Source organism: Posidoniimonas corsicana, assembly GCF_007859765.1.
GTDB lineage: Bacteria > Planctomycetota > Planctomycetia > Pirellulales > Lacipirellulaceae > Posidoniimonas > Posidoniimonas corsicana.
This window is the reverse complement of the sequence record NZ_SIHJ01000002.1, coordinates 16,911-40,454: the sequence shown is the minus strand read 5'-3', so window position 1 is coordinate 40,454 and position 23,544 is coordinate 16,911. Positions and strand designations below refer to the sequence as shown.

At 67.8% G+C, this 23,544-nt stretch carries 17 protein-coding genes; 7 read left to right on the top strand and 10 right to left on the bottom strand.

The window, feature by feature from the left end:
* Window positions 1-129: 129 nt before the first annotated feature.
* Window positions 130-1,458, bottom strand: a complete 1,329-nt coding sequence (locus KOR34_RS16245) for an NAD(P)/FAD-dependent oxidoreductase (protein ID WP_146566114.1) — start codon at window positions 1,456-1,458, stop codon at window positions 130-132.
* A gap of 81 nt (window positions 1,459-1,539) precedes the next feature.
* Window positions 1,540-3,741, bottom strand: a complete 2,202-nt coding sequence (locus KOR34_RS16240) for a hypothetical protein (RefSeq protein ID WP_146566112.1) — start codon at window positions 3,739-3,741, stop codon at window positions 1,540-1,542.
* 217 nt (window positions 3,742-3,958) lie between these two features.
* Here KOR34_RS16240 and KOR34_RS16235 point away from each other — a divergent pair, with 217 nt between their 5' ends.
* Both KOR34_RS16235 and KOR34_RS16230 read left to right on the top strand, forming a co-directional pair.
* A complete protein-coding gene (locus KOR34_RS16235; RefSeq protein WP_146566110.1) occupies window positions 3,959-6,463 on the top strand; it encodes a carboxypeptidase-like regulatory domain-containing protein in 2,505 nt (834 codons plus the stop codon).
* 51 nt (window positions 6,464-6,514) lie between these two features.
* Complete coding sequence (locus tag KOR34_RS16230; protein WP_146566108.1) at window positions 6,515-9,031, top strand: MSCRAMM family protein; 2,517 nt, start codon at window positions 6,515-6,517, stop codon at window positions 9,029-9,031.
* Between the two features lie 36 nt (window positions 9,032-9,067).
* Here KOR34_RS16230 and KOR34_RS16225 read toward each other — a convergent pair whose 3' ends face one another.
* Entirely contained in the window at window positions 9,068-9,355 is a 288-nt protein-coding gene (locus KOR34_RS16225; protein ID WP_146566106.1) for a hypothetical protein, read from the bottom strand.
* Window positions 9,356-9,745: 390 nt separating this feature from the next.
* On the opposite strand from KOR34_RS16225, the gene KOR34_RS16220 reads away from it, so the two are divergent.
* Window positions 9,746-11,485: a glutamine--tRNA ligase/YqeY domain fusion protein gene (locus KOR34_RS16220; protein ID WP_146566104.1), complete on the top strand. Its 1,740-nt coding sequence runs from the start codon at window positions 9,746-9,748 to the stop codon at window positions 11,483-11,485.
* A gap of 188 nt (window positions 11,486-11,673) precedes the next feature.
* Here the strand turns inward: KOR34_RS16220 and KOR34_RS16215 are convergent, their stop codons facing one another.
* The 7 genes from KOR34_RS16215 to KOR34_RS16185 all read right to left on the bottom strand — a co-directional run bounded on the left by KOR34_RS16215 (window position 11,674) and on the right by KOR34_RS16185 (window position 18,787).
* Window positions 11,674-13,077 (bottom strand): Gfo/Idh/MocA family protein, encoded by a 1,404-nt coding sequence (locus tag KOR34_RS16215; protein WP_146566102.1) that lies wholly within the window; start codon window positions 13,075-13,077, stop codon window positions 11,674-11,676.
* Between the two features lie 3 nt (window positions 13,078-13,080).
* Complete coding sequence (locus tag KOR34_RS16210) at window positions 13,081-13,830, bottom strand: 3-keto-disaccharide hydrolase (protein ID WP_197531499.1); 750 nt, start codon at window positions 13,828-13,830, stop codon at window positions 13,081-13,083.
* A gap of 141 nt (window positions 13,831-13,971) precedes the next feature.
* Window positions 13,972-14,736, bottom strand: a complete 765-nt coding sequence (locus KOR34_RS16205; protein ID WP_146566098.1) for a flagellin — start codon at window positions 14,734-14,736, stop codon at window positions 13,972-13,974.
* A 160-nt stretch (window positions 14,737-14,896) separates the two neighbouring features.
* Entirely contained in the window at window positions 14,897-15,757 is an 861-nt protein-coding gene (locus tag KOR34_RS16200; protein WP_146566096.1) for a PP2C family protein-serine/threonine phosphatase, read from the bottom strand.
* Between the two features lies 1 nt (window position 15,758).
* Window positions 15,759-15,962 (bottom strand): hypothetical protein, encoded by a 204-nt coding sequence (locus KOR34_RS16195; RefSeq protein WP_146566094.1) that lies wholly within the window; start codon window positions 15,960-15,962, stop codon window positions 15,759-15,761.
* A gap of 402 nt (window positions 15,963-16,364) precedes the next feature.
* On the bottom strand, window positions 16,365-17,348 hold the full coding sequence (locus KOR34_RS16190; RefSeq protein ID WP_146566092.1) for a LamG domain-containing protein: 984 nt from the start codon (window positions 17,346-17,348) through the stop codon (window positions 16,365-16,367).
* A gap of 182 nt (window positions 17,349-17,530) precedes the next feature.
* A complete protein-coding gene (locus KOR34_RS16185; RefSeq protein ID WP_146566090.1) occupies window positions 17,531-18,787 on the bottom strand; it encodes a hypothetical protein in 1,257 nt (418 codons plus the stop codon).
* Between the two features lie 635 nt (window positions 18,788-19,422).
* Between KOR34_RS16185 and KOR34_RS16180 the strand changes: the two genes are divergently transcribed.
* The 4 genes from KOR34_RS16180 (at window position 19,423) to recA (ending at window position 23,544) form a co-directional block, all read left to right on the top strand.
* Window positions 19,423-20,022, top strand: coding sequence for a GDSL-type esterase/lipase family protein (locus tag KOR34_RS16180; protein WP_197531498.1), 600 nt, complete (start codon window positions 19,423-19,425; stop codon window positions 20,020-20,022).
* A 109-nt stretch (window positions 20,023-20,131) separates the two neighbouring features.
* The gene (locus tag KOR34_RS16175) at window positions 20,132-21,040 is read left to right on the top strand and encodes a PfkB family carbohydrate kinase (protein ID WP_146566086.1); all 909 of its coding nucleotides are present in this window, start codon (window positions 20,132-20,134) and stop codon (window positions 21,038-21,040) included.
* Between the two features lie 582 nt (window positions 21,041-21,622).
* The gene (thpR, locus tag KOR34_RS16170; protein WP_146566084.1) at window positions 21,623-22,186 is read left to right on the top strand and encodes an RNA 2',3'-cyclic phosphodiesterase; all 564 of its coding nucleotides are present in this window, start codon (window positions 21,623-21,625) and stop codon (window positions 22,184-22,186) included.
* A gap of 227 nt (window positions 22,187-22,413) precedes the next feature.
* Window positions 22,414-23,544: a recombinase RecA gene (gene recA / locus KOR34_RS16165; protein WP_146566082.1), complete on the top strand. Its 1,131-nt coding sequence runs from the start codon at window positions 22,414-22,416 to the stop codon at window positions 23,542-23,544.

The window sequence follows — 23,544 nt, the reverse complement described above, 5'->3', positions numbered from 1 at the left end:
CTAGCGTAGCGAATCCTGCGCCCAAGGCGAGCACGGCCGGTCTGGCCGCCCCCGCGGCGGCTGTCGGGCGAGCACCTGCCGCTGGGCTGCGCACGCGGCGATCCGACTGGCAGCCAGCGAGTCAGCCGGCTAGCCGGCGGAAGACTCCTGCAGCTCGGCGGCCTGTTCCGACGCGTGGTGATCGGTGCGGGTGATTAGGCGCGCCGAGCGGTTCCGTGTGACGTAGCTCCAGGCCCACTGCGTCAGCACCAGCAGCCGGTTCTGGAAGTTCACCAGCTGCATCAGGTGCACGAACAACCACATCACCCACGCGAAGAACCCCGCAAACTTGAGCCTGCCCATGCTCACCACCGCCGCCGACCGGCCGATCGTGGCCATGGAGCCCATGTCGTGGTACTTGAAGGGCGGCGTGGCGTCGCCCGCCTGGAGGTTCTGGATCCGCCGGGCCGCGTGCTTGCCCTGCTGGATGGCGACCGGCGCCACACCGGGCAGCGGGTGGCCGTCCTTCCCCGCGAAGCAGGCCATGTCGCCGATGACCATGACGTTGTCATGCCCGGCGATCGTCAGGTCGTCGCCGATCGGGATCCGCCCGGCCCGGTCGACCTCCAGGCCCGCCGCGTCTGCCAGTCGGCGCGCCAGCGGCGACGCGGCCACGCCCGCCGCCCAGATGATCGTCTCGGACTCGATCCGTTCCGGGCCGGTGGGCGCGTCTAGCTCGACGTGTGTGGCGGTGACCTGCGTGACCCGCACGCCGTTCTGAACCTCCACGCCCTTCTCGTCGAGGAACCGGGCTGCCTTGGCGGACAGCTCCGGCGGGTAGACCGACAGCACCCGCGGCGAGGCGTCCACCAACACGATGCGGGCGTCGGCCGGGTTGATGCTGCGGAACTCGCCCCGCAGCGTGTAGCGGGACAGCTCGGACAGGGCGCCTGCCATCTCGACGCCGGTAGGTCCGGCGCCCACGATCACGAAGGTGAGCAGTCGGGCCCGCTCGGCCGGGTCTTCGCACAGCTCGGCCCGCTCGAACGCCGATAGCACCTGCGCGCGGATCTCGGTGGCGTCGTCGATGGACTTGAGCCCCGGCGCGTGGAGGCTCCAGTCGTCGTGACCGAAGTAGCTGTGGGTCGAGCCCGCCGCGACGATCAGGTAGTCGTACTCCACTTCTCCGCCGGCGATCAGCACCCGCCGCCGCTCGAGGTCGAAGCCGGTGACCTCCGCCTGCAGCACCCGGGCGTTCTTCTGGCGCCGCAGCACGGCCCGCAGCGGCGCAGCGATGTTCGCTGGCGACAGACCGCCGGTGGCGACCTGGTAGAGCAGCGGCTGGAAGAGGTGGAAGTTTGACCGGTCGATCAGCGTCACATCGACTTCGGCCCGGCGTAGCGCACGGGCGGCGTGCAGTCCTCCGAAACCCCCGCCGATGATCACAACGCGGGGGCGGTGGGCAGCTGGGTCGGTCACCAAGGGGCGCCTCTTCGGTTGGCGTCAGGGGGCGGGCTATCGCCTGATAGCGGCCTCGTGGGGGAGCGGCCGATCTGGACGCTATCGTCGCCGCCGGGACCGCCAGCCGCAAGTGATCGCTGCCATCATGACACCGCCGGCCGCCGTCGGTTCGGGCGCAGCGACCGCCGACGGTGGGGCCGACCCGGCACCGAAGTTCGTCCGCCAGACGTCGTAATCCGCGGCGGTGACCGTGCCGGGGGTGGGATCGCCCGGCAGCGTGACCGACTGGCCCAGGTTGTCGCGCCACACGGTGTAGTCGGCCGCGTCGACCACGCCGTCGGCGTTGTAGTCGCCGGACATAATCGCCACACTGCCCAGCACGCCCAGTCCGATCACCGCCTGGTGATCGAGCACCGCCCAGGCGTGGTTGCCCGCCGTGTCGACGCCGTGGGCGCCCAGGTCCGCCGCGTCCAGCACACCGCCGCCGGTGGAGGCCAGGTACGCGTCGTAGGATTGGAGCGAGAACGCGCCGGCGCCGACACTGTTGCCCGCCACGGCAAGGTCGAACTCCCCGCCGGTGTCGTCGTAGAACAGCAGCCGCAGGTCGGACTCACTCAGCCCGCCGGGCAGCGAGCCGTCGTCGTAGGTGAACTGCAGCACGTACAGGCCGCCCGGCCCGGAGAATGAAACATCCACCGGGTCGTCGACCAGCACGGCCGACGCGCCGCCGTCGGGGTCAACCACGTACTGCATCGCAAGGTCCTGGGCCGCGGGGCTCTGCCCGTCAATCAGCGTGGCGGCCGTTTCCGCGTGGTTGACGCCCACCTGCTTCGCGAACGATTCGCCGGCGCCAATCGACGTGGAGTCCGACGCGGTGTCGGCGAGCGTCGCTTGGACGTCCCACAGCACGTCGTCCACTGGCTGGGCGCCGGACAGGAAGAACCCGGTGTGCGACTTCATCTCCAGACCGACGGTCACCGCGCCGGTGTGCAGGCCCGACAGCAGACCGTACCGGTCGAGCGTTGCCGCGGCCTGCGCCTGCTCGCCGGCGAACACCTTGTCGCCCACGGCCAGGTTGTCGACGGTGAACGGCCCGGCGGGCTCGACGACCGTCACCTCGACGCTGGCCCGTACGGCGCCGGCGTGCGGCTCCGGCGCGGCGTTGTCGAGCGTCAGCGGCTGGCCGCCGACGTCCACCGGCCCGCTGTTGTTCGCCGAGAGCTCCGGCGGGTCGTGCACCCTGACCTGGAACGTGAGGGTGCTGTCCGGGTCGGACGGGTTGAGGTCGTTCGAGAACGTGACATCGCTGCCGTACGTGCCGGAGAGGGTGTCCGTGTCGAGGCCCACCAGGTTGCCGGCGTAGACGGTTTCGCCCGCGGGCACGCTCAGGCCGCTCGCTTGCCCCAGGTCGTCCAGGTCGCCGCCGAACTCGATCTGCGTTGACACGGTTGTGTCGGACACGCCATCGTTGGTGACATGCACGCCAAGCGTCGACTGCCCGCTGTCGACCAACGCGTTAAGAACCAAGGTGGTGCCGTCGACGAACTCCTCGCCATCGAAGCCGGACGGGAACGTGTTCGAACCGTCCGCGGGCCCGCCGTTGATCGACAGGTTGTCGATGGCGAACTCGCCCGTGCCGCCGAAGGTGGCCACTTCGCCAACCTCGATGTTGAATCCGACGATGCTGTCTACGCCGGAGCCCTCATCCTGGAGCAGCACCTCGTTGAGGTCAAAGAAGATGGACCCCTCGTAGCCGTCGACGTCGCCAAAGGCGGGTCCCGCGTCGAACTGGTCGGTCAGCTCGAACTCGAGGAACGCCGAGTCGAATTCCTCGTCGTAGACCTCGACATACAGGAAGGGGCTGACCCCCTCGCCGGCGATCGCCCAGGCAAAATCGAACGCCACCGAGTCGGCGGCGCCGACGCCGGTGTTCACGAAGTCGACCCCGACGTACCCGAAGCCGATCTCGCTCGGGTTGCCCCACCACGCGTCGCCGCTGATCACCGTGCTGTTGCCGGCCGCCAGGTAGCTGCTGTCAAAGAACGTGGTGTTGCCCGAGTCGTTGTAGAAGACATTCACGCCGGTGCTCTCGGCGTCCGGCGCGAACAACGAGTCCGAGTCCGGCAGGTCCATCAGCCCGCTTGGCGGCGAGTCGTGGTCCCACACGAAGCCGTCACCCCCGGGACCCGAGGTGAACGTGTAGAACGCCGACTGGGCGCTAGCGGTGGCGGAGAAGAGCAGCGCGGCGCCTCCCCACCCCAGCAATAGTCCAAGCGTCTGAACGCGATGCAGACTGCTCACAGCGTTCTCCCTTAATCAGCGGGGCGCCGGGCGTCGGCCCCTGATCGACCGGCCACGGGCAAGCCCGCGGCCGCTATTCCTGGTGCATGCACGCTGAGTCTCGATGGTAGATCCCCCGCTTCGCGCGGTCAATTATCCACGGCACGCCCACGCCGACGCGGCGCTGCGGTATACTGCTTGCCGCAAGAGTGCGGTCCTTCAACTTCGGAGCAGGGCGATGGCGATCTTGGAACGATGGAACCGGATCAGCGGGGCGGCGCTGATGATCGTCTCAATGGCGGCCGCAGTCCAAGCCGAAGAGCCGGTCGTCGTGCGCGGCACGGTGACCGACGAGTCCGGCCAACCGGTCGCGGGGGCCATCGTAGCGCTTGACCTGCGTCGCTCGGCAAACGAGGCCGAGAACTGGTCGGTGACCGCCAGGTCGGACAGCGGCGGCCAGTATGCTCTGTCAATCAAGCTGGAATGGGTCAAGCTCGGCGCGTACTACCACTCCCGCACGGTGTGGTGCTACCAGCCTGGCAAGCTGATCGAGGCCGCGTCCGCTTACCAGCAGGTCGATCGGGGGAACGAAACGCCGCTGGACTTTATTCTGCGGCCGGGGTCCGAAACGACCTTTGAGTTCCGCACCCCCGAGGGAAAGCCGCTGCGGGACGCGGCCCTTGCTTCTTTCCACTACAAAGTGGCCAACATCGACATTCCTCCAGACCTGATCATCGACGCGCTCGACGCCCGCACCGACGCCCACGGCATCCTCCACTTGCCGTGCTGCGAACAGGCAAGGGTCTACTCAATCCGGCTCCGCACCGGCGATTGGGGAACACAGGCGTTCTACCTCGAGCAAGCCGAGACGCCGCGGCCGCCGGTGCTCACACTGGCGCCTACCGGGAAGCTGAGAATAACGCTGACGGGAGGCGACATGGCGTCACGCGCCGGCGCTCTCTTCATGCCGTACTCCAACAGTGACGCCCGACGCCTGCCTAGGGGCGAAGGCAAGGCGGTTGTCGACGCCGACGGCGTCGCGGTCATCGAGCAACTGGCGGCGGGCGGGTACCAGCTCATGGCCTCCAACGCCAAGGGCGCCGACTTCCTGCCGAAGATCCCCAGGACGTTCGAGGTCCAACCAGGCGAGACGACAGAGCTTGAGGTCCCGTTGGTGAAGGCGGTCAAGGTGACCGGCAGCGTTGTTGCCGAGGGGGCGGATCAGCCGGTTGTCGGCGCGTACGTGAGCGTGGGTTACGGGGTTTCGCGCCAGTCGCAGAACATACTAACCGGGCCCGACGGGACCTTCGAGACCTGCGTGCTGCCCGGCACGGTCCGCACGCAGGCCATCATCCTGCCGAAGCCGTTCAGCCATTGGATCCGGGACCGCACCCGCCAGGCCGCCACGCAGGTTGCCGCCGACGCAACCGAGGTGAGGCTGCCGCCGATTTACCTGCTCGAACCGAAAGTCGTGTCCGGTAAGCTGGTCGACGAGCGGGGACAGCCGCTTCCGGGACGACGGTTGACGCTCAAGTCCGGCGACGAGTATATCGGCGGCGGTCAGACGGACGACGTCGGAAAGTTCGAGGCCCGTATCGGCGCCGGCGCAACTCCCGATGTGATTGTAGTAGAAGACCCCAACGGAGGGTTTCGCGGGACTTACGCGCGGATCGACAGTCAGGACCCAATGGTGATCAGCGTGCGCCGTTCGGGACTGCCGTGGAACGTTGAGGTCTCCGAGTCACCGACTCCTCCCGAAAAGCTCACCGCACCGGAGATCGACCGCGGCGCCGACGACCCCGACCGGCCCCGGGTCATCTTTGCCAGGAACGTCGTCATTCTGGGCGGCAAGACGGGCGACTACATCGATGCGCAAGAGTACCTGCAGTCGCTCGACCGCCCCGAAGCAACCATGCCGTACTTCGCCGCGACACGGGACCTCGCCCGCGATCCAGAGGGGTACGAGGAAGCACGGCTGTGGGTACGCGCGATGCGACAGCTCATCGGGTTCCGTGGGGGGACGGTCCGGCGGCTGGACACGCGCAGGTCGGCGGTGTTCGACGAACTGCGGCTGGGTGATTCGTGGCCGCCTGAGCACGCCGAGACCGTCCACGGGGTCGTGCTGACCCCAACCGGCGAGCCAGCCGCCGGCGCGCAGGTGGTGCTGCTGGAGCCGCCACCCTTGTCGGCTCAGCAGTACAGCGCCTCGCTCTACCTCAGGAACGGCGCCCTCCGCGACGCGTCCGAGCACGAAGTCGCGTACACGGACCAGGACGGCCGGTTCGAGCACCTGGTGACCGCACCCGACCAGTACGGGGTAATGGTCTTCCACCCGGAAGGATTCGCCATGTGGCAGCGGTCCACGGGCGGCGACTCCCCCGAGCCGATCAAGCTCGACCGCTGGGCCCGCATCGTCACGACCCTGGCGCCCAACAAGGGAAACAGGCAGTCGACGAGCATCGGTCCGGCGCTTCAAGGCTTCGCGGGCAACCGGCACCTCAGCATGCACGAGTTCTCGCAGCGCGACACGCTCAGGCACGAGTTCCCGGCTGTGCCGCCAGGGATGCGGGTGATTCTGCAACGCAGCTACCAGACGGAAAGCGGGATGGGGGTGGCGATCTCACCCAGCGTAATCGACATCCAGACCGAGCCGGGCACAACCTACGAAGTCGAATTCGGCCCCCTCACCGAAGCCGACAAGCGGGACATCGAGGCCAACCTGAAACGGTACGGGCCGAACTAGCACGGCCCTGCGTCGCGGGGGCGCGGGGACAGGAAACCACGGAGCAGGGGTATGACGAACTTGGAACAGCGAAGGTGGACCGCAGCGGCGGTGGTGGTGTCGCTTTCGGTAGCGGGCTTGGTCAACGCCGCCGAGGAGCGTGAGGCCCCACTAGGCCCGATCGTGGTGCGCGGCACGGTTACCGACGAGTCGGGCGAACCGGTCGCGGGCGCGAAGGTGTGGCTGCTGCTCCGCTACGCCTTGGCCGGTCAAGAGCCTTGGGTGGTCACCGCCGAAGCCGACGAGCGTGGCGAGTATAAGTTGGAAGTCGATCCCGCCTGGACGGCGCGGGAAGCGTCGTACGCGCCGCGTGCGGTCTGGTGCTTCGCCCCAGGTCACGCACTGGGGGTGGCGAACGCCAACCGGCAGGTTGACGACGCCGCCGACGAGCCGGTCGACGTGCGGCTTGGCCCCGAGTCCGAGGTAACCATCAAGGTGCTGAATAGCCAGGGCGAACCAGTCGCCGGGGCGCCCTTAACGTCATTCTATTACCTGAACGGCGGTTACCAGCCTCCTCCTGAGGCGGTCATCAAGTCTCTCGCCCTCGCCACTGACGACAGCGGACAGGTTGCGCTGCCGTTTGCCGATCCGTCGAAGCTCTACAGCGTGCAGTTCTCCCTACCGAAGTACGGCGACCAGTACCTTCAGCTGTCGCGTCAACCGGACGCACAAACGAGCCACACGTTCCGGTTTGTGCGAACAGGCACGCTGACACTTAAGGTCGAGGGCGGTGAACCCGCGAACCGGGCCGGGATAGCGGCGTCGGTGGTGGGGGATAGCTACGGCCCCGGCGCTCAGGGGCGGGCCCAGCTCACCACCAACGACGAGGGCTCCGCAACCGCCGAAACCTTCGCGGAGGGACGCTACCGCATCTACTGCCGCGGCGCCGACCTGGGGCGGCTCAGGCCGCGGCTGCCTAAGGAGATCATCGTCCGGGCCGGGGAAACAACGGTCGCTACCATCACGCTCGAGCCGACGGTCGAAGTCCGCGGACGCGTGGTCGCCGAAGGGACCGACACACCGGTGGCCGGCGCGACCGTTTCGGTGCAGCACGGGAACGCACAGAGCGAGCGCGTCACGACCGATGCGCAGGGCTGGTACACCGCGCAGGTGCTGGCGGGGCCGGTCCGCTCGTACCTGAACACCATCCCAAAGGGCTTTCAGGACTGGTCGCGCGTGTCGACCGACAACCAGCCAACCGAGGCAGCCGCGTCCGACAAACCAACCCGACTGCCGGACCTGTTGCTCCGCGAAACGGTCAAGCTCGCCGGCCGGCTGGTCGATCAAGACGACCGCCCGCTTGAGAACTACCGCGTCATGGCGTACGTCGGCAACCGCACGCAGGGGGGCGCCGCCACCGATCCGGCGGGCGGATTTGAGTTCTCACTACCGTCCGGCCAGCAGGCAGAGCGGTACACGGCCTACTCCCAGGAGGGAAACCGGGCACGCCACCCAGCAGAGATCGTCAATGAGCAGCCGCTGCTGCTCCGCATCAACACCAGTGGCGTCCCCACCAATGTTGAGATCACCACCAGCCCCACGCCGCCCGACAAACTCCGCCCGCCGACGCCGCCGGCCGCGGGCGGCGGGGATCGGCCGGTCATCATCGTGGCCGAGAACGTGATGATCGCCGGCGGCAAGATGGTCGACCTGTTCGGCGCGCAGGAGTACCTCGAGTCGTTCGAGAACCCGGCGGCCCTGACTGCCGAGCTGCTGCTCACCCAGGGGAGCCTCCGCGGCGACAACGAACGCTACGAAGAGATGCGGCTTTGGTCCAGCGCGATGCGGGAGATCATCGGCTTCCGGAGCGTCATCACCAATATAGTCGGGTCGCGCGTGTCCGGGCGGTACGACAGCCTGCAGCTCGGCGATCGCTGGCCGCCGGAGGGGACCCGCGAGGTGGCGGGGCGGGTGGTCAACGCGGCGGGCGAGCCGGCCCCGGGCGCGCAGGTCGTGCTGGTCGAACCCGCGCCCGCCGGCGCCCGGTTCTACTACCACGCTCTCTACTTGACCGACGGCTCCGCGCGGCGGACCGATGAGGACGTCATTGTCAACACGGACGAGGAGGGCCGGTTCGTGCACCAAACGGCGGCCGGCGAGTTCGGCTTCATCGTGATGCACCCCGACGGCTTCGCGATGGCGGGCCCGGACGCCGCCGGGGCGGATGCGGAGCCGATAGCGCTCCAGCCGTGGGCCCGGGTCACCGCCCGGGCTGTCCCCGACCAGGCGATCAAGCAGCACCTGTCGGTTTCGTGCCGGCTCCGCCCCAGCCCAGGATTGGGAGACGTCTACGCGCGGATGAACTCGCCGCAGGGCGATGTCGAGCACGACTTCATCGCCGTGCCGCCCGGCCTGAAGGTCGGCGTGCAGCGGAACATCGAGGGCGAGAGCGGCATCAGCACCAGCCTCAATGGCGCGTCGGCCAGCGTTGAGACCAAGCCGGGCGAGACCGTGCACGTCGAGTTCGGCCCGCTCACCAAGACGCAGCGCGCCACCGCCGAGGCCCAACTCAAACAGTGGGGCGAGTAGGGCGGCCGGCCGGGCCGGCCGCCACACCCATTGCGATCAATACCCCCACACCGGCGCGTAGCCGACGCGGGTCCGCGTGACCGTTCCGCCCAGGAAGGGCCGCCAGCGGGTCCGCGTGACCGCGACCGGCGCCACCACCGGGCGGGCGACCGAGTAGACCACCGGCGCCGGGTACACCGGAGCGGGGCGGTACACCACCACGGGGGCCGGGGCGGGCGCCGCGACTACGGGCGAGTAGTACGTCACGTACTGCGCGGCGCTCTCGCGCTGCGTCAGGGCCAGCACGGCAACCGCCGCGACAAACGCCAGGGCAAGCTTCTTCATGGTTCTGGGCGTGCAAGGGGAGGAAGGGGAAACTGATCGCCGGCTATTATCCCACCCGGCCGGCGCGGGAGCAAATCGGACGCGCGGGGATTGCCCGCCGCCGGGCGGGTCGGGCCGTAAGAGCCAGTCAGCCGGAGCCGCTCTGGCCCGCCATTTCTGCGACCTCGGGACGCGCCCCCTCGGCGTGTGCCTGGCGGCGTTCCGCCCGGCGCCATCGCCGGCCACCTGAGCGGCGCCCGGTTCAGTGGGCGTCGATTGGGGGCCCGCAACCGGCCTGCTAGTGAACCCGGGCATCTGGTAGATTGTCCGGCCAGAGGGTCAGCAGACCCTTCCTACCCGGCCTATTTTGACGGCCCCCTCAGGCGACGATCACGGACCCGAATCACGACTATGGCAGCCGACGCCCCCACCCCCACCGGCGACAACCCCGCGGACAAGCCCGCCTCGCGGAACTTTATCCAGCAGATCATCGACGCGGACATCGCCGCCGGAAAGCACCAAGCGGCCGACATCCACACGCGGTTCCCGCCGGAGCCCAACGGCTACCTGCACATCGGCCACGCCAAGAGCATCTGCCTGAATGCCGGCCTGGCGCGCGAATACGGGGGCAAGTTCAACCTCCGCTTCGACGACACCAACCCCGTCAAGGAGGAGCAGGAGTACGTTGACGCCATCATGGACGACGTCCGCTGGCTGGGCGGCGATTGGGAGGACCGCCTGCGGCACGCGTCCGACTACTTCGACACGCTGTACGACTGGGCCGTCGCGCTGATCAAGGCGGGCAAGGCGTTTGTGTGCGACCTCAACGCCGAGCAGATGCGCGAGCACCGCGGCACCCTCACCGAGCCCGGCAAGGAGTCGCCCTACCGGAGCCGCACCGTCGAAGAGAACCTCGACCTGTTCGCCCAGATGAAGGCGGGCAAGTTCAAGGATGGCGAGAAGACGCTCCGCGCGAAGATCGACATGGCGTCTTCCAACATCAACCTCCGCGACCCGGTGATGTACCGCATCAAGCACGCCCACCACCAGCGCACGGGCGACAAGTGGTGCATCTACCCCTCGTACGACTACACCCACGGGCAGTCCGACGCGCTGGAGGGCATCACGCACTCCATCTGCACGCTGGAGTTCGAGAACCACCGCCCGCTGTACGACTGGTGCCTCGACCAACTGAATGAGCTAGGCCTGCTGCCCGAGGGCCGGCCGCGGCAGATCGAGTTTGCGCGGCTCAACCTCACCTACACGGTGATGAGCAAGCGGAAGCTGCTGCAGCTGGTCACCGAGAAGCACGTCAGCGGCTGGGACGACCCCCGCATGCCGACCATCCGCGGCCTCCGCCGCCGCGGCTACACCAGCCAGGCGATCCGCGCGTTCTGCGAGCGGATCGGCGTGGCCAAGTTCAACAGCACAATCGACATGCTGTGGCTGGAGGACGCGCTGCGCGAGCACCTCAACGAGGTCGCGCTGCGTCGCATGGCCGTGCTGCGGCCGCTGAAGGTGGTGCTGGTGGACGAAGGTGGCAAGCCGCTCACCGGCGACATAAAAACTTGCAGCATCGCCAATCACCCGCAGGACCCCGCGCAGGGCGAGCGCGAGGTGACGCTCGGCCCGGTGCTGTACATCGAGCAGGAAGACTTCATGGAGGACGCGCCCAAGAAGTTCTTCCGCCTGAAGCCGGGCGGCCCGGTCCGCCTCCGCGGCGCGGCCATCATCGTCTGTCAGGAGGTGGTGAAGGACGCCGCGGGCGAGGTCACCGAACTCCGCTGCACGTTCAACCCCGACACCAGCGCCAAGATCGACGACAAGAAGGTCAAAGGAACCATCCACTGGGTCGACGCCGCCACCGCGGTCGACGCGCCGGTACGCGTGTACGACCACCTGTTTGGCGTCGAGAACCCGGACAAAGCAGAGGAGGGCAAGACCTTCCTCGACAACCTGAACCCCAACTCGCTCGAGACCCTCACTGCCAAGTGCGAGCCCGCCCTGGCCGAAGCCGCCGCGGGCGACACCTTCCAGTTCGAACGCGTGGGCTACTTTTTCGCCGACCCGATCGACTCGAAGCCGGGCCAGCCCGTGTTCAACCGCACGGTGACGCTGCGCGATACCTGGGGCAAGGAGAGCGGGAAGTAGCCTGATCCGCAGCGAGCTGACACAGCAGTTCCGAGCCGCGCCTGTCGGGAAGCGTCCGGTTTGCGTTGTCTGCTTGTACGCTTACTAACGGGCGCGGCTTTGGCCATCGCCCTCCGGCACTCGGCACACTTCGCTACCTTCGTTCTCTTCCGCTCCGACAGAAATCTGAGCAGAAGGCAACAAATCGGCTAGCCAACCGCCGGCAGCTCCCAGCCCGCTCGGCGGGGCCGCGACAGCATCGCGTTCGCTTCGTCGTTGTTGGTGAACCGCTCGGCGGCGGGGTCCCAGGCGAGCGGTTCGCCGACGCGGCCGACGTTGCGGGCGATGTTGACCAGCTCGCACAGCGAGTTGGCCCGCTGGCCGTACTCGATGTCGGCGGTGCAGCGCTGGCGGGTCTTGATGCAGTCGACCCAGTTCTCGATGTGGTAGGCGGTCTCGGGCCGGGTGTTGGGGCCGGGGTTGTCGGCGGACGCGGTCAGCTCCTTGGGGTTGCTGGCCACGCGGTTGCGGTTGATCTCGATCTTGCCGTTCTCGCCGACGAAGATCGCGCCCAGGCCGGGGCCGCGGTCGCCGTCCAGGTGCATCAGCAGCTCGGCGCCGTCGGCCATGGTCATGCGGACCCGCGCGCGGGGGCCGGCCAGCTTGGCCATGCCGTGGTACTGGGCGCCGGTGTCAACGTCGCCCACGATGCCGGCCGAGACGCCGCCCACCGTCTGCTGCGGCGCAAAGCGGCCCGAGTCGCGGACCGCCAGCTCCTCCTCCAGCTCGACCTGGACCGGGCCGGTCTCGTCGGCGCCCAGGGCGCGGAGGATCTGGTCGTAGGAGTGCGCGCCCCAGCCGCTGACGCCGAAGCAGAGGCCGCCCGAGTCGTACGCCCGCCAGCGGGCCCAGCCGAGGTGCAGCTGCGGGTCGTAGGGCCGCAGCTCGGCCTGGTTGGTCCAGACGTCCCACCACGGGTCGACCTTGCCGGTCGCCTCGGCGGCGGGCGGGCCCTCCCAGCGGAACGGCCCGATGAAGTTGGGGGCCAGCACGGCCTTCACCTTGCCGATCGCGCCGTTCTTGACGAGGTCGCTTGCCCAGTTGTTGATCGGCATGCTCCGCTGCTGCGTGCCGACCTGCGTGACGGAGCCCGACGCGCGGGCCGCGTCGACCATCGCGCGGCCCTCGGCGATGGTCAGCGCCATCGGCTTCTCGATGTACGCGTCCATGCCCATCTGCATGGCGTGGATCGCCACCCAGGCGCGGGCGTGGGTGGTGGTCTCGACCATGACGCCGTCGAGCTGCTCGGCGTCGATCATCTGGCGGAAGTCCTCGTAGGCCTTCCACTTGCCGCCGGAGAGCTCTTGCGAGAAGTCCTCCGCCCGCTGCTTCAGGCAGTCGGCCACGGCGACCACGCTGAAGCCCTTCACGTCGGCGCCGTCGCGGATCATCCGCGCCCTGGCGCCGCAGCCGATCACGCCGACGCGGACGGTCTCGCTGGGGGGCGCGGCGCCGTCGCGGCCGAGGGCGGACGCGGGGATCAGAGTGGGGGCGGCGATGGCGGCGGCGCCGGCCTTGAGGGCGGCGCGGCGTGAGAGGGTCGGCTTGGACATCCGTTACTCGGCCTTGGTGGTGTTGGTTGGTTTGGCGTCGCTGGGCCGTGCAGGCTCGCGCAGCCGGATACTCTTGAACTCGACCTTCATCGGCGGCCCCTGGTGCATCTGCAGGGCGATGATCCCGCGGGGCAGGGCGAAGCGGGGCTGGTGGTCGGTCGCCTCGCACATCCGCACGCCGTTGATCCAGAGCGTCAGGCGGGGGCCCTCGGCCAGGACCCGCAGCTCATTCCAGTCGTTGTCGCGGACGGCCTGGAGCAGCTTGTCGGCGTCGGCAAAAGTCTCGACCCGTTTGCCGCCGTCTTTGTCGATCACCACCCGCTGCCCCCGCAGCGCCACCAGCCCGCGTTCGTGCTGGTACAGGCAGCCGGTGTACTGGTTGGCCGAGTCGGCGTCGGCCTGGTAGCCCCACGTGTCGAAGTCGGGCCGCCGCTCGCTGCGGACTTGCACGCCGGAGTTGGCCGCGCCGCTCAGCCGGTAGACGGCCCGCAGCTCGAAGTCGGCCGGCTCGCCGCCGGTCCAGTACAGGTAGTGCGACTTGGTGCACGGCCGCTCGGGAGTGCTCTCGGCCAGCAGCACGCCATCGCGGACCCGCCACCAGCCGGGGGCGCCCTGCCAGCCGTCCAGGTTCTTGCCGTTGAACAGCTCGCGGAAGCCATCGGCGGGCGCACTGGCGTCGGCCGCGAGCGAGCGGCCCGCGTGGAACGGAGCGGAGACGGCCAGGAGGAGCAGAAGCGTTGGGAGTCTGTGCACGTAGCGCCTGTGCCGGCAGGAGGGACGCGGGCCGGGCGGCCCGCTGGGGCAGGTGGGCCGTATTTTGCCACAGTGGGGAAGCTGAATGCAAATCCGGGCGCCACGGGCGTCGTTGTCGGAGACGTTGTGCCGCCCGATCCGCTAGCCGACCTGGACGTCCAGCCGTGCGATGAGCTCGTCGATCTGCTCGGCCTGCTGGCGGCTGGAGTAGGCGAGCGCGGCGGCTGAAGCCTGCGACAGCACGCGGCCGGCCGCCAGGTTCACGCTCTCCTCGGCGAAGTCCGCGTCCTCAATCTGGCTGATCGTCGCGGTGGTGATGACGATCCGGTCCTGCCGCAGTTCATCCAAGGCCTGGTCGGTCCGGCTGGCTGCGCCGGCGGCCGCCGCGGCCTGGGCGACGGCGCCCTGCTGCGCGTCGACAACTTTGGCGGCGAGGCCGGCGTCGCCATCGAGCAGGTTGGCCGCGCCCGACCCGCGGAGCGCCTCGAGCGACGCGTCGTCCGGGAGGCCCGCGGTGTAGCTGTCGACCAGGTCGATGGCGTCGAGCGATGCCTCGACTTCCCCCTGCAGCGCCGCGATCTCCGCCCGTGAGTTGATGGAGTTGGCGGCCGTGGTGACCGCGCCGCGGAGGTCGTTGAGCGCCCGCTGCACCTCGCCCAGGCCGGAGGTGCGGCCCGCGGCGCCGACCCGCCGGAAGCCGGCCGCGCGGCCCTCGGCCTGGAGGTCGATCAACTCGCCCCGCAGCTGCTCGACCGCGACGAAGCCGGACGGGTCGTCGCTCGGGCGGTTGATCCGCTTGCCCGTGCTGAGCCGCTCGAGCGCCTTGGCGGTGCGGTCGTTCGCGCGGTGGTGTTGGTTCACCAGCCGGGTCGAGTTGAACGACGAGTTGGGTCCGATGATCGACACAGCGGCAGCCTAGGGGGCGGGCAGGGGGCCCTACGGTATAGCTTTTTTGGTCGACCGCCAGCGGCCCGATGCTCGACCGAGGTTGGGGCTGCCCGCCGCTGCGTGTCGGGAACCGTCGGGGTGGGGACGCCTGTGCGGCCTGTGCTGCTTGCGCCGGGGGCTACTCGACCCCGCTGCGGTCCCGCACGGGGCCCAGCAGACGGAGCGGCGCCAGCAGGTTGTCGCGCAGCGTCGGCGCCGAGTCGACCGCCCGCACAAGGAACACGGTGGCGTCGTCCTGGGTGAGGTTGTCGGGGTGCTCGCCTGCCAGCCTGTCGAGCAGCTCGGGGACGATCTGCTCGGGCGCGGCGGCGTCGAGCTGCCGCACGCACCGCAGCAAGCCGGCGGCGCCAAGGGGAACGCCGGACGCGTCGACCGACTCGGTGAAGGCGTCGCTGAAGCAGAGCAGCAGGTCGCCGCTGTCGAGGCGGGTCTCGAGTCGCGAGTAGTCGGCGGCGGGGAGCACGCCGAAGGGGAAGTCGGCGGGGTCGTCCGAGTCGGTGTCGTCAGCGTTGTGCTCGGCCTGGGACCAACGGCCCGTGGCGGCGCGGTAGAGCAGCGGCGGGGGGTGACCGGCGTTGCCGATCTGCAGCGACCGCTTGGGAGAGAAGTACGTGCAGACCACCGCCGTGGCGAACCGGTCGGTGCTGAGCTGGCTGGAGAACTGGCGGTTCATCTCGCGCACGAACTGCGTGTGGTCGATGAGGTTGACGTTCGCCCGCATCAGGTCGCGGAGCGAGAGGGCCAGCCGCGACGCGTCCTCGCCGTGGCCGCTGACGTCGGCCAAGAGTAGCCGCGTGATGCGGCCCGACGCGCAGGACGAGACGTAGTGCACGTCGCCTCCGCCGGCCGCGCCGGCGTGGGGGCGGCTGTGCACCCGCACCTCGAGCCCCGGTGTCGTGACGGCACGCGAGACCGACGTGTTGCCGCCCCACAGCTCCATGCACTGCATACGGTCGGCGCATTGCTCGGGCGCCGGCATGCTACGCGCCCCCACCGCTGGACCGGTCGTCGCGGCTAGCGGCCGCGCTTTCGTCCTCAGGCGGTTGCTCCGGTTCGTCGCGTTTCGACTCCCGGTACTGGGCCTCGAGCTCTTCGGTCGGCAGGTAGTCGCGGTCCCAATGGCTGACGTGCTCCTGCTTCACCTCTTCGGAGTGCACGTTCTTGGGGTGGTTGGGCTCGGCCATGGTGACCGCCTCCTCCTGTTAGATCTGCGGCGATATCGCTACAGGAACCCTAGGCAGAAGGCCCTAAGCGTCAACCGCACCGACCCCCTGTTTGGCGGCGCCGTGCCGCTACGCGCCACAGCCGCCGCCCCAGTGGTCCAGCGAGTTTCTCACGGGTTTTTGGTAGGAACCGGCCACCTAGCGCGGTCCAATGGAGGGTTGCTCGGCGGGGGCTAGGCTGTGGCGGACGGCGGCGGGACCGGCCAAAGTTCAATGCGGGAGGCGCCGGCCAAGACTTCTGTCCCTATCCGCGTGCAGGTGCGGACAAAAGTCGGCGGGCAAGTTCGCCCTCGACGCCAACACACACTGCTATAGTAGTGTGAACCGGGGTTTGGCACGGGCAATACCGGCGGACTTTCGTCCCTAAGGATCGATGTGCTGGGAGCGGTCAAAAGTCGGCCGTCGGGCGGCCAATGCCAGCAGCAGCACGAACGCCGCCGCGGACGGCTCCGGCACGGCGTGGTGGGCGTTGGCCAGCTCCACCGCCTGGGGCGCCGCGTCACGCCACACGGTGTAGTCCGCCGCGTCGATCCGCCCGTCGCGGTTGCCGTCGGCGCCCTCGCCGAGGGCGGCGGCCCCGCCGTATGACGTCCGCCACAGGGCGTAGTCGGCCGCGTCGACCACCCCGCTGCGGTCGTAGTCGCCTGGGACATAGGCGGGCAGGAAGTCGGCCGGGTCGAGAACTTGCGGGGTGAAACGGGCCTTGGCGATCACGCCCTCGAAGAAGTTGACCTTGTTGTGCCGCATGCCGAGCGAAACCTGCCCGTCGGCGGTCGCCAGCACGTCGACATCGCCCTCGAGCTCGAGCTGGCCGTTGAGGTAGGCGGCCAGGGTCTGGCCATCGTAGGTGACGGTGAAGTTGTACCACTCGCCGAGCGGGTGCAGCTTGGTATCGTCGATGATCGCCAAACTGTTCACGACGCTCGGGTTCGACTGGCCGGGCCGCTGCGAGCGGACGAACGCGTCGAGGTACCAGTTGTCACCGGTAACGCGGGTCTCGAGGGTGACGCGGTGGTCGGGTGGGATCGCGGATTGCACGTGCAGCACACGTGGCTGGTTGCTGGACACGTTCTCGATCGGGTCGGGGCGGAAGAGCATCTCGATGGTGTAGGCGGCGGCCCCGGCGATCGGGTTCGCGTCCACGATCAGGCCGTCGTTGCCGTCGAAGCGGAGGCCATCGCCAAACGGCGTGGGCACAACCGTCGGGCTGCCGACAACGTCCACCACCGCGGCGCCGCCGATGCTGCTGGTATTGTCGATGTCCCAGGTGGTCTGGGCAGCGGCGGGGGGCGTCAGGCCGGCCAGGGCGGCCAGCAACAAGACGTGGGCAGTGCGGTTGCGGGGCATAGGTATCCGGTTCCGCCAGCACGGGCGGAGCGGGCTGACAATCAGGGTGCAGATCAAGGTGGGGCGACGCGACAGGTCGGGCGATCGATGGAAGGCGGTTGTGGCGGGGTGGGGGGCGGCAAGAAAAACGGCACGGACGCTGCCCCGCGTCCGTGCCGTTGTGCGGCATTGGGTTACTTCGGTTACCTCCGGCGGCGGGCCACTACGCCAGCGGCGGCGACCGCCAGCAGGCCGAGGCAGGCCGGTTCGGGCGCCGACCTCGCGGCGGACGGCGCCGACGTGGCGCCGTACTGCGAACGCCACAGGTTGTAGTCGTCGTTGTCGACGGTGCCGGAGCCGTTTCCGTTGCCGCCGAGGGCCGACTCGTCGCCGCCCAGGTTGTCACGCCAGATGGTGTAGTCGGCCGCGTCGACCGTTTCGTCGTTGTTGAAGTCGCCCGGGATGCCGCCGGCGCCGGCGATCGGCGCGACGTCGGTGAAGGTCTCGCCGATGCGGAGCTCGTCGAGCTGCCACTCGCCCGGCCCGGCGCCCTGGTCGCCGCCGGCGAACAGCCGCATTAGGTCGAACGAGAACTCCGAGCCATTGGGCTCGTTGTTGTAGGCCGAGGCGCCCAGCGCGTCGGCAGCGGCCTGCAGGTTGTCCGGGCGGTAGTAGCCGAAGGCGTCCTCGTCGGCGGGCGTCGAGTCGAGTTCCGGGTTCATCCACATCGTGACCGAGTCGGCGACCCCGTTGTTGTGGTCGATGCGCATCACGAACATCGCAAGGTCGGTGAACAGCACGTCGGAGTAGACGTCACGCACGTTGGGGCCGGCGGTGTTCTCGAAGGGCGGCGGGTCCTCCGCCAGCGTTGCGTTCGCGACCACCTGTGGGGCGCGGATGGTCCAGCGGTCCTCGGTCGTGACGCCGTCGGGCAGGGTGAACGTGACGTTGGAGTTCTCTCCGATGTTGATCTTCTCCGCCGCGCCGCCCTGGGGAGTGTTGACGGGGTCGTCGGCGTGCGTCGTGTCGAACAGCGTGAAGTTGGCGCCGCGGACCGGCATGCCCAGGCGGACGCCCAGCATGCTGAACCAGGTGGTTGAGCCGGTGGTGTCGTCGCGGCGGAAGTCCAGTGCACGGCCAATGAACGACGTGTTGCTGGCGCCGGAGTTGAGCATGCGGTTGCCGGAGGTCAGCAGCATATTGCCGCCGGTGTCGGAGTAGGTCAGGCTGTCGGCCACGATCACGTCCGTGGTGCTGATCCCCTGGTTGAGCACGTCGCCCCAGGCGCCGTCGAACCCAGTGCCGCCGTCCAGGCCGTTGAGCGCCGAGCCGGAGTCGTAGTCGAAACCCTCGTACGCCAGCAGCACCGCGTGGACCGGCGTCGCCGATCCCCATACCAGCGCCGCGCCGGCGATCATCGCGCCGACGCAGCCAAGTGTTGGTCTCCCAAAGCTCGCCATGTCATCCTCCCAGATGTGAATAGGTCATTGGACGAGAGTTGTGGCCGTCCGGCGCCCTCGCGCCGTGGCGTATGTTCGGTGCGCCGGTCATTCTGCCGGCGGCGTAATCCGCAATCCGTGACGGGCTGGCTGCACTTACGCCGCCTTTCCCGCACAACTTGAGTACTGAGGCGAACCGATTGGCCGCGGCGGGTCGCTCTGCTGGCGGCGCCGGCCAAAGTCGGGATCTCACCAGCCGTTAGCCCACGATCGCAACTAAAGTATCCGCCTCGACATAAGGCAAAACCGCTGAACGCTCAGGGGGCGCCACACACCCTCATCCCGAAGCACGAGCGAAAAAGTCGACGCTTGCTGAGCAGCCTAAAAATGAAAAGACGCAATCAATGCGCAGTTGATCCTATGCGCGGCCGTGGCCAACTCCTAGGACATTTATTGCAAATGATCGGCTACTTTTCGCGGGAAAGCAGGGCGAATCTCGGGCGTAGCGACGCCCCCTCGTACAGCACTGGGAGCGGAGGGGGGGCCAGCCGGACCACTGGGCTCGGCGCCGTGCCGCCAACATGGCACTGTTCAACTGGGACCGCTTGCACGAGATTGAGACCCCCACCCGCGTTCCTACCCCTGAGTGCCCAGTTATGTCTGCACCCCCTGAAGCTCCCCGCCGCGTAGCATGCGTCGGCGCAAGCGTCACCTTCGGCCGCGGGCTTGAGAACCGCCGCGAGGAGTGCTACCCGGCGGTGCTAGGCCGGCTGCTGGGCGAGGGCTACTCGGTTCGCAACTTCGGCTACAGCGGCGCCACCGCGGGGCGCGAAACGAACGAACCTTACTGGCGGACGCCGTCTTTCACGTCGGCCGAGCGGTTTGCTGGCCAGATTGTGGTGGTCTCACTCGGCACGAACGACGCCCAGCACGCCAACCTCGGGAACCTCGCCAACTTCCGCAGGGACTACACCGAACTGGTCGAGCATTTGCGCAAGGCCGGCGACAACGCGCAGGTGGTGGTCGCCTTGCCCCCGCCGGTGTTCGATCCGCTTCCGGAGATCAGCATCCCAACCCTCGACCAGACGATCCGGCCGGCCATCGCCGAAACGGCCGAACAGCTGGGGCTGCCGCTGCTGGACGGCTACGCGATGTTCGCCAATCGACCAGAGCTGTTCCGCGACAACCTTCACCCCAATGCCGAGGGCGCTCGGATGATCGGCCAGGCCGCTTACCAGGTGGTCCGCGGCCTCTAGCAGGGGCGGCAAACCCGGCCCGGTTGTGGCGGAGCCCCACGCCCGCGATAATCCTGGATTGCTCAAACCGTGCGCCTTCCCCCAGTCTCCCCCATCCCCCCGCCAAGCTATGCCACTGCTCGTTGTTGGATCGGTCGCCATTGATAACGTCGAAACGCCCGAGGGCGGTCGGCACGACAACCTGCTGGGCGGGTCGGCTACGCACTTTTCTTATGCGGCCAGCTTTTTCACCCCCGTGCGGTTAGTGGGCGTGGTGGGCGAGGACTGGCCTGCCGAGCACACCGAGCTGCTCCAGAGCCGCAACATCGACACCACGGGCCTGCAGGTGGTGGACGGCGGCAAGACGTTCACCTGGACCGGCCGGTACGAGCCGAACATGAACGACCGCGAGACGCTCAACGTCGAGTTGAACGTGTTCGGCGAGTTCAACCCGGTGCTGCCCGAGAGCTACCGCAAGGCCCAGTACATCTTCCTGGCCAACGGCGTGCCGGGCGTGCAGCAGAAGGTGCTCGACCAGACCCCCGGTCGGCGGCTGGCCGTTGCCGACACCATGGACCTCTGGATCGAGACCCAGCGGAACGACCTCGACGCGCTGCTCGGCCAGCTCGACGGCTTGGTGCTTAACGACAGTGAAGCCAAGCTGATGACCGGCACCGAGAACCTGGTGAAGGCCGGCCACCTGGTGCGCAAGATGGGCCCCAAGTTCGTGATCATCAAGAAGGGCGAGCACGGCGCCATGTTCTTCTCCGAGCATGAAACCTACGTGATGCCGGCCTACCCAACCGACAAGGTGGTTGACCCAACCGGCGCCGGCGACAGCTTTGCCGGTGGAATGATGGGGTACCTGGCCGAGAAGGACGACGGCTTCGAGCCCGAGCAGATCAAGACCGCCATGGCCTACGGCACCCTCGCGGCCAGCTTCAACGTCGAGGGCTTTGGCCTGGCGCGGATGAAGGAGATCACCCGCGACGACATCGAGGAGCGGATGGTCAAGTTCCGCAAGATGCTGACGTTCTAGAGGATTGGCAGGCACCGTGGCGAATTGCTTCAATTGCGGGAGTGGTCTGACCTTTGCCGGAGATAATCTAGGGGTTCCTCGTTTTTGTGGACGCGACTGCCAATCCGTCGCGAGTCAAGTTCTAAGAAAATATGGTCCGTCGGATGAGGAACTGGAGGCAGAGGTACTGAGGCTCCATACTGGAGAATGTCCCGTTTGTGGTGGAGCTGGTCCAGTGGATGTTCAGTGTTCGGTGCGGATCACGAGCATACTCTTCTTGCTGAAGAGTGAATGCACCCGTGCAAGCTGCGATGCGTGTGGTCGGCGGCAAAAGCTGCTCGACGCTCTGCATTGTGCTGTGTTTGGCTGGTGGGGGATTCGGGGGGTCTTGCTTACCCCCGCGTACCTGCTTGACAATCTCCTCGGTAGTCTTGAGAAGACTGGATTCGGCTCGCCAAGCCCAGCATTCCGAGAGGCCGTCCGTACACGCTTGGCCTATGAGAGTCGGGCAGCAGCCTTTGTGGGAGGCGATAATGCAACGCATGATTAGAGGGAACGCCAGACTTCTGTGCGTAGAAGTCGGCTGCGAAGGAAGGATTTGCGTTGAAGACCCGCACGTTTATCGCCGTTGAGGCCTCGCCCGAGGTTCGGTCGAACGCCGTCGCCCTGATGGACCTGCTGGCCGCTCACGGGCGGGACTACCGGTGGGTGGAGCTGGAGAACCTGCACTTCACGCTGCAGTTCCTCGGCGACATCACGGACCAGGAGATCGTTGACGTCTGTGGCCGCGTGAAGGCGGCCGCCGAGTCGTTCGACCCGTTCGAAATCGAGGCCCGCGGCGTGGGAGCGTTCCCGGCGGCCGACAAGCCCAAGACGTTGTGGGTCGGCGTCGGGGAGGGGCAGGACCGGCTGATCGAGCTGCACGGCGCCATCGACGACGAGCTGGCCGAGCTGGGGTTCCGGGGCGAGAACCGCCGGTTCGTTCCCCACCTGACTATCGGGCGGCTCATCCGCTCCGCCCGCCCCTCCCAGCAGCTAGCGGGCGAGCTGTCCAGCCTCGAGCGCTTCGAGGCGGGAAAGATGGTGGTTGATGCGGTCACAGTCTACGCCAGCCAGCTAAGGCTGGACGGACCCGATTACCACGTGTTGGCCCGCGTGACCCTCTAGGTTTACCAGCAGCGTCCTCGACGGAGGAAAAGACCGACAGGATTTCTCTTGCTGGAGGTACTGTACACCGATATACTATTCGGGCGTACAGTAATCGTCGTTCGCCGGTCTGAGCCCGACGGCAATCTCGGCACGGATGGGTTGAAACATCCGTAAACCTCCACCATAAAAGGACTTGTCGCATGGTTTCTACAGCAACAGTGAACAACGGATCGGCGAAGAATCGTATGGCAAAGCGGGGAAAGGCGTCCAAGTCCACGTCCAAGAAGGCGGCCAAGCCGGAGAAGAAGTCGTTGATGGAAAGTGTCCTGGAGAACAGCGACGATCTGCGGCACACCGTGGCCGCGATCGAGAAGCAGTTCGGCGAGGGCGCCATCATGCCGTTGGGCAGCGAGTCGGACCGCCGGATCGAGGGGATCTCGACCAGCAGCCTGTCGCTCGACATGGCCTTGGGCGGGCAGGGCATCCCCTGCGGGCGGATCATTGAGGTGTTCGGCCCCGAGTCCAGCGGCAAGACCACCCTGGCGCTGCACGTGGTGGCCCAAGCACAGAAGAAGGGCGGAATCGCCGCGTTCATCGACGCCGAGCATGCGCTCGACCCCAGCTGGGCCAAGAAGATCGGCGTGGACCTGGAAACCCTCTTGGTGAGCCAGCCGAGCCACGGCGAGGAGGCGATGCACATCACCGAGATGCTGATCAAGAGCAACGCGGTCGACGTGATCGTCATCGACTCGGTGGCCGCTCTGGTGCCCAAGAAGGAGCTGGACGGCGAGATCGGCGACTCGCACGTTGGCCTGCAGGCGCGGCTGATGAGCCAGTCGATGCGGAAGCTGACCGGCGCCATCGCCAAGAGCAAAACCGCCGTCATCTTCATCAACCAGATCCGCGAGAAGGTCGGCGTGATGTTCGGCAGTCCCGAAACCACGCCGGGCGGGCGGGCCCTCAAGTTTTATTCGTCCTGCCGGATCGACGTGCGGCGGATTGGCCAGCTGAAGGACGGCGAGGACGTGGTCGGCCAGCGGGTGCGGACCAAGATTGTCAAGAACAAGGTGGCGCCGCCGTTCCGCGTTGCCGAGTTCGACATGATGCACAAAGATGGCATCAGCTACGAGGGCGACCTGATCGACCTGGGGCTGGAGCAGAAGATCATTGGACGCACGGGCGCCTGGTTCCGCTACGGCGAGAGCCAGCTCGGCCAGGGCAAAGAGAAAGCCCGCCTGTACCTAAAAGAGAACCCGGGCGTCGCCGACGAGATCAAGAGCAAGGTCCTGGCGGCGGGCGGCTTCGACGACCTGCTTGCGATGACCCCCAGTGAGGTCGCCGCGGAGAAGAAAGAAGACGAGGACGCCGAAGAGTAA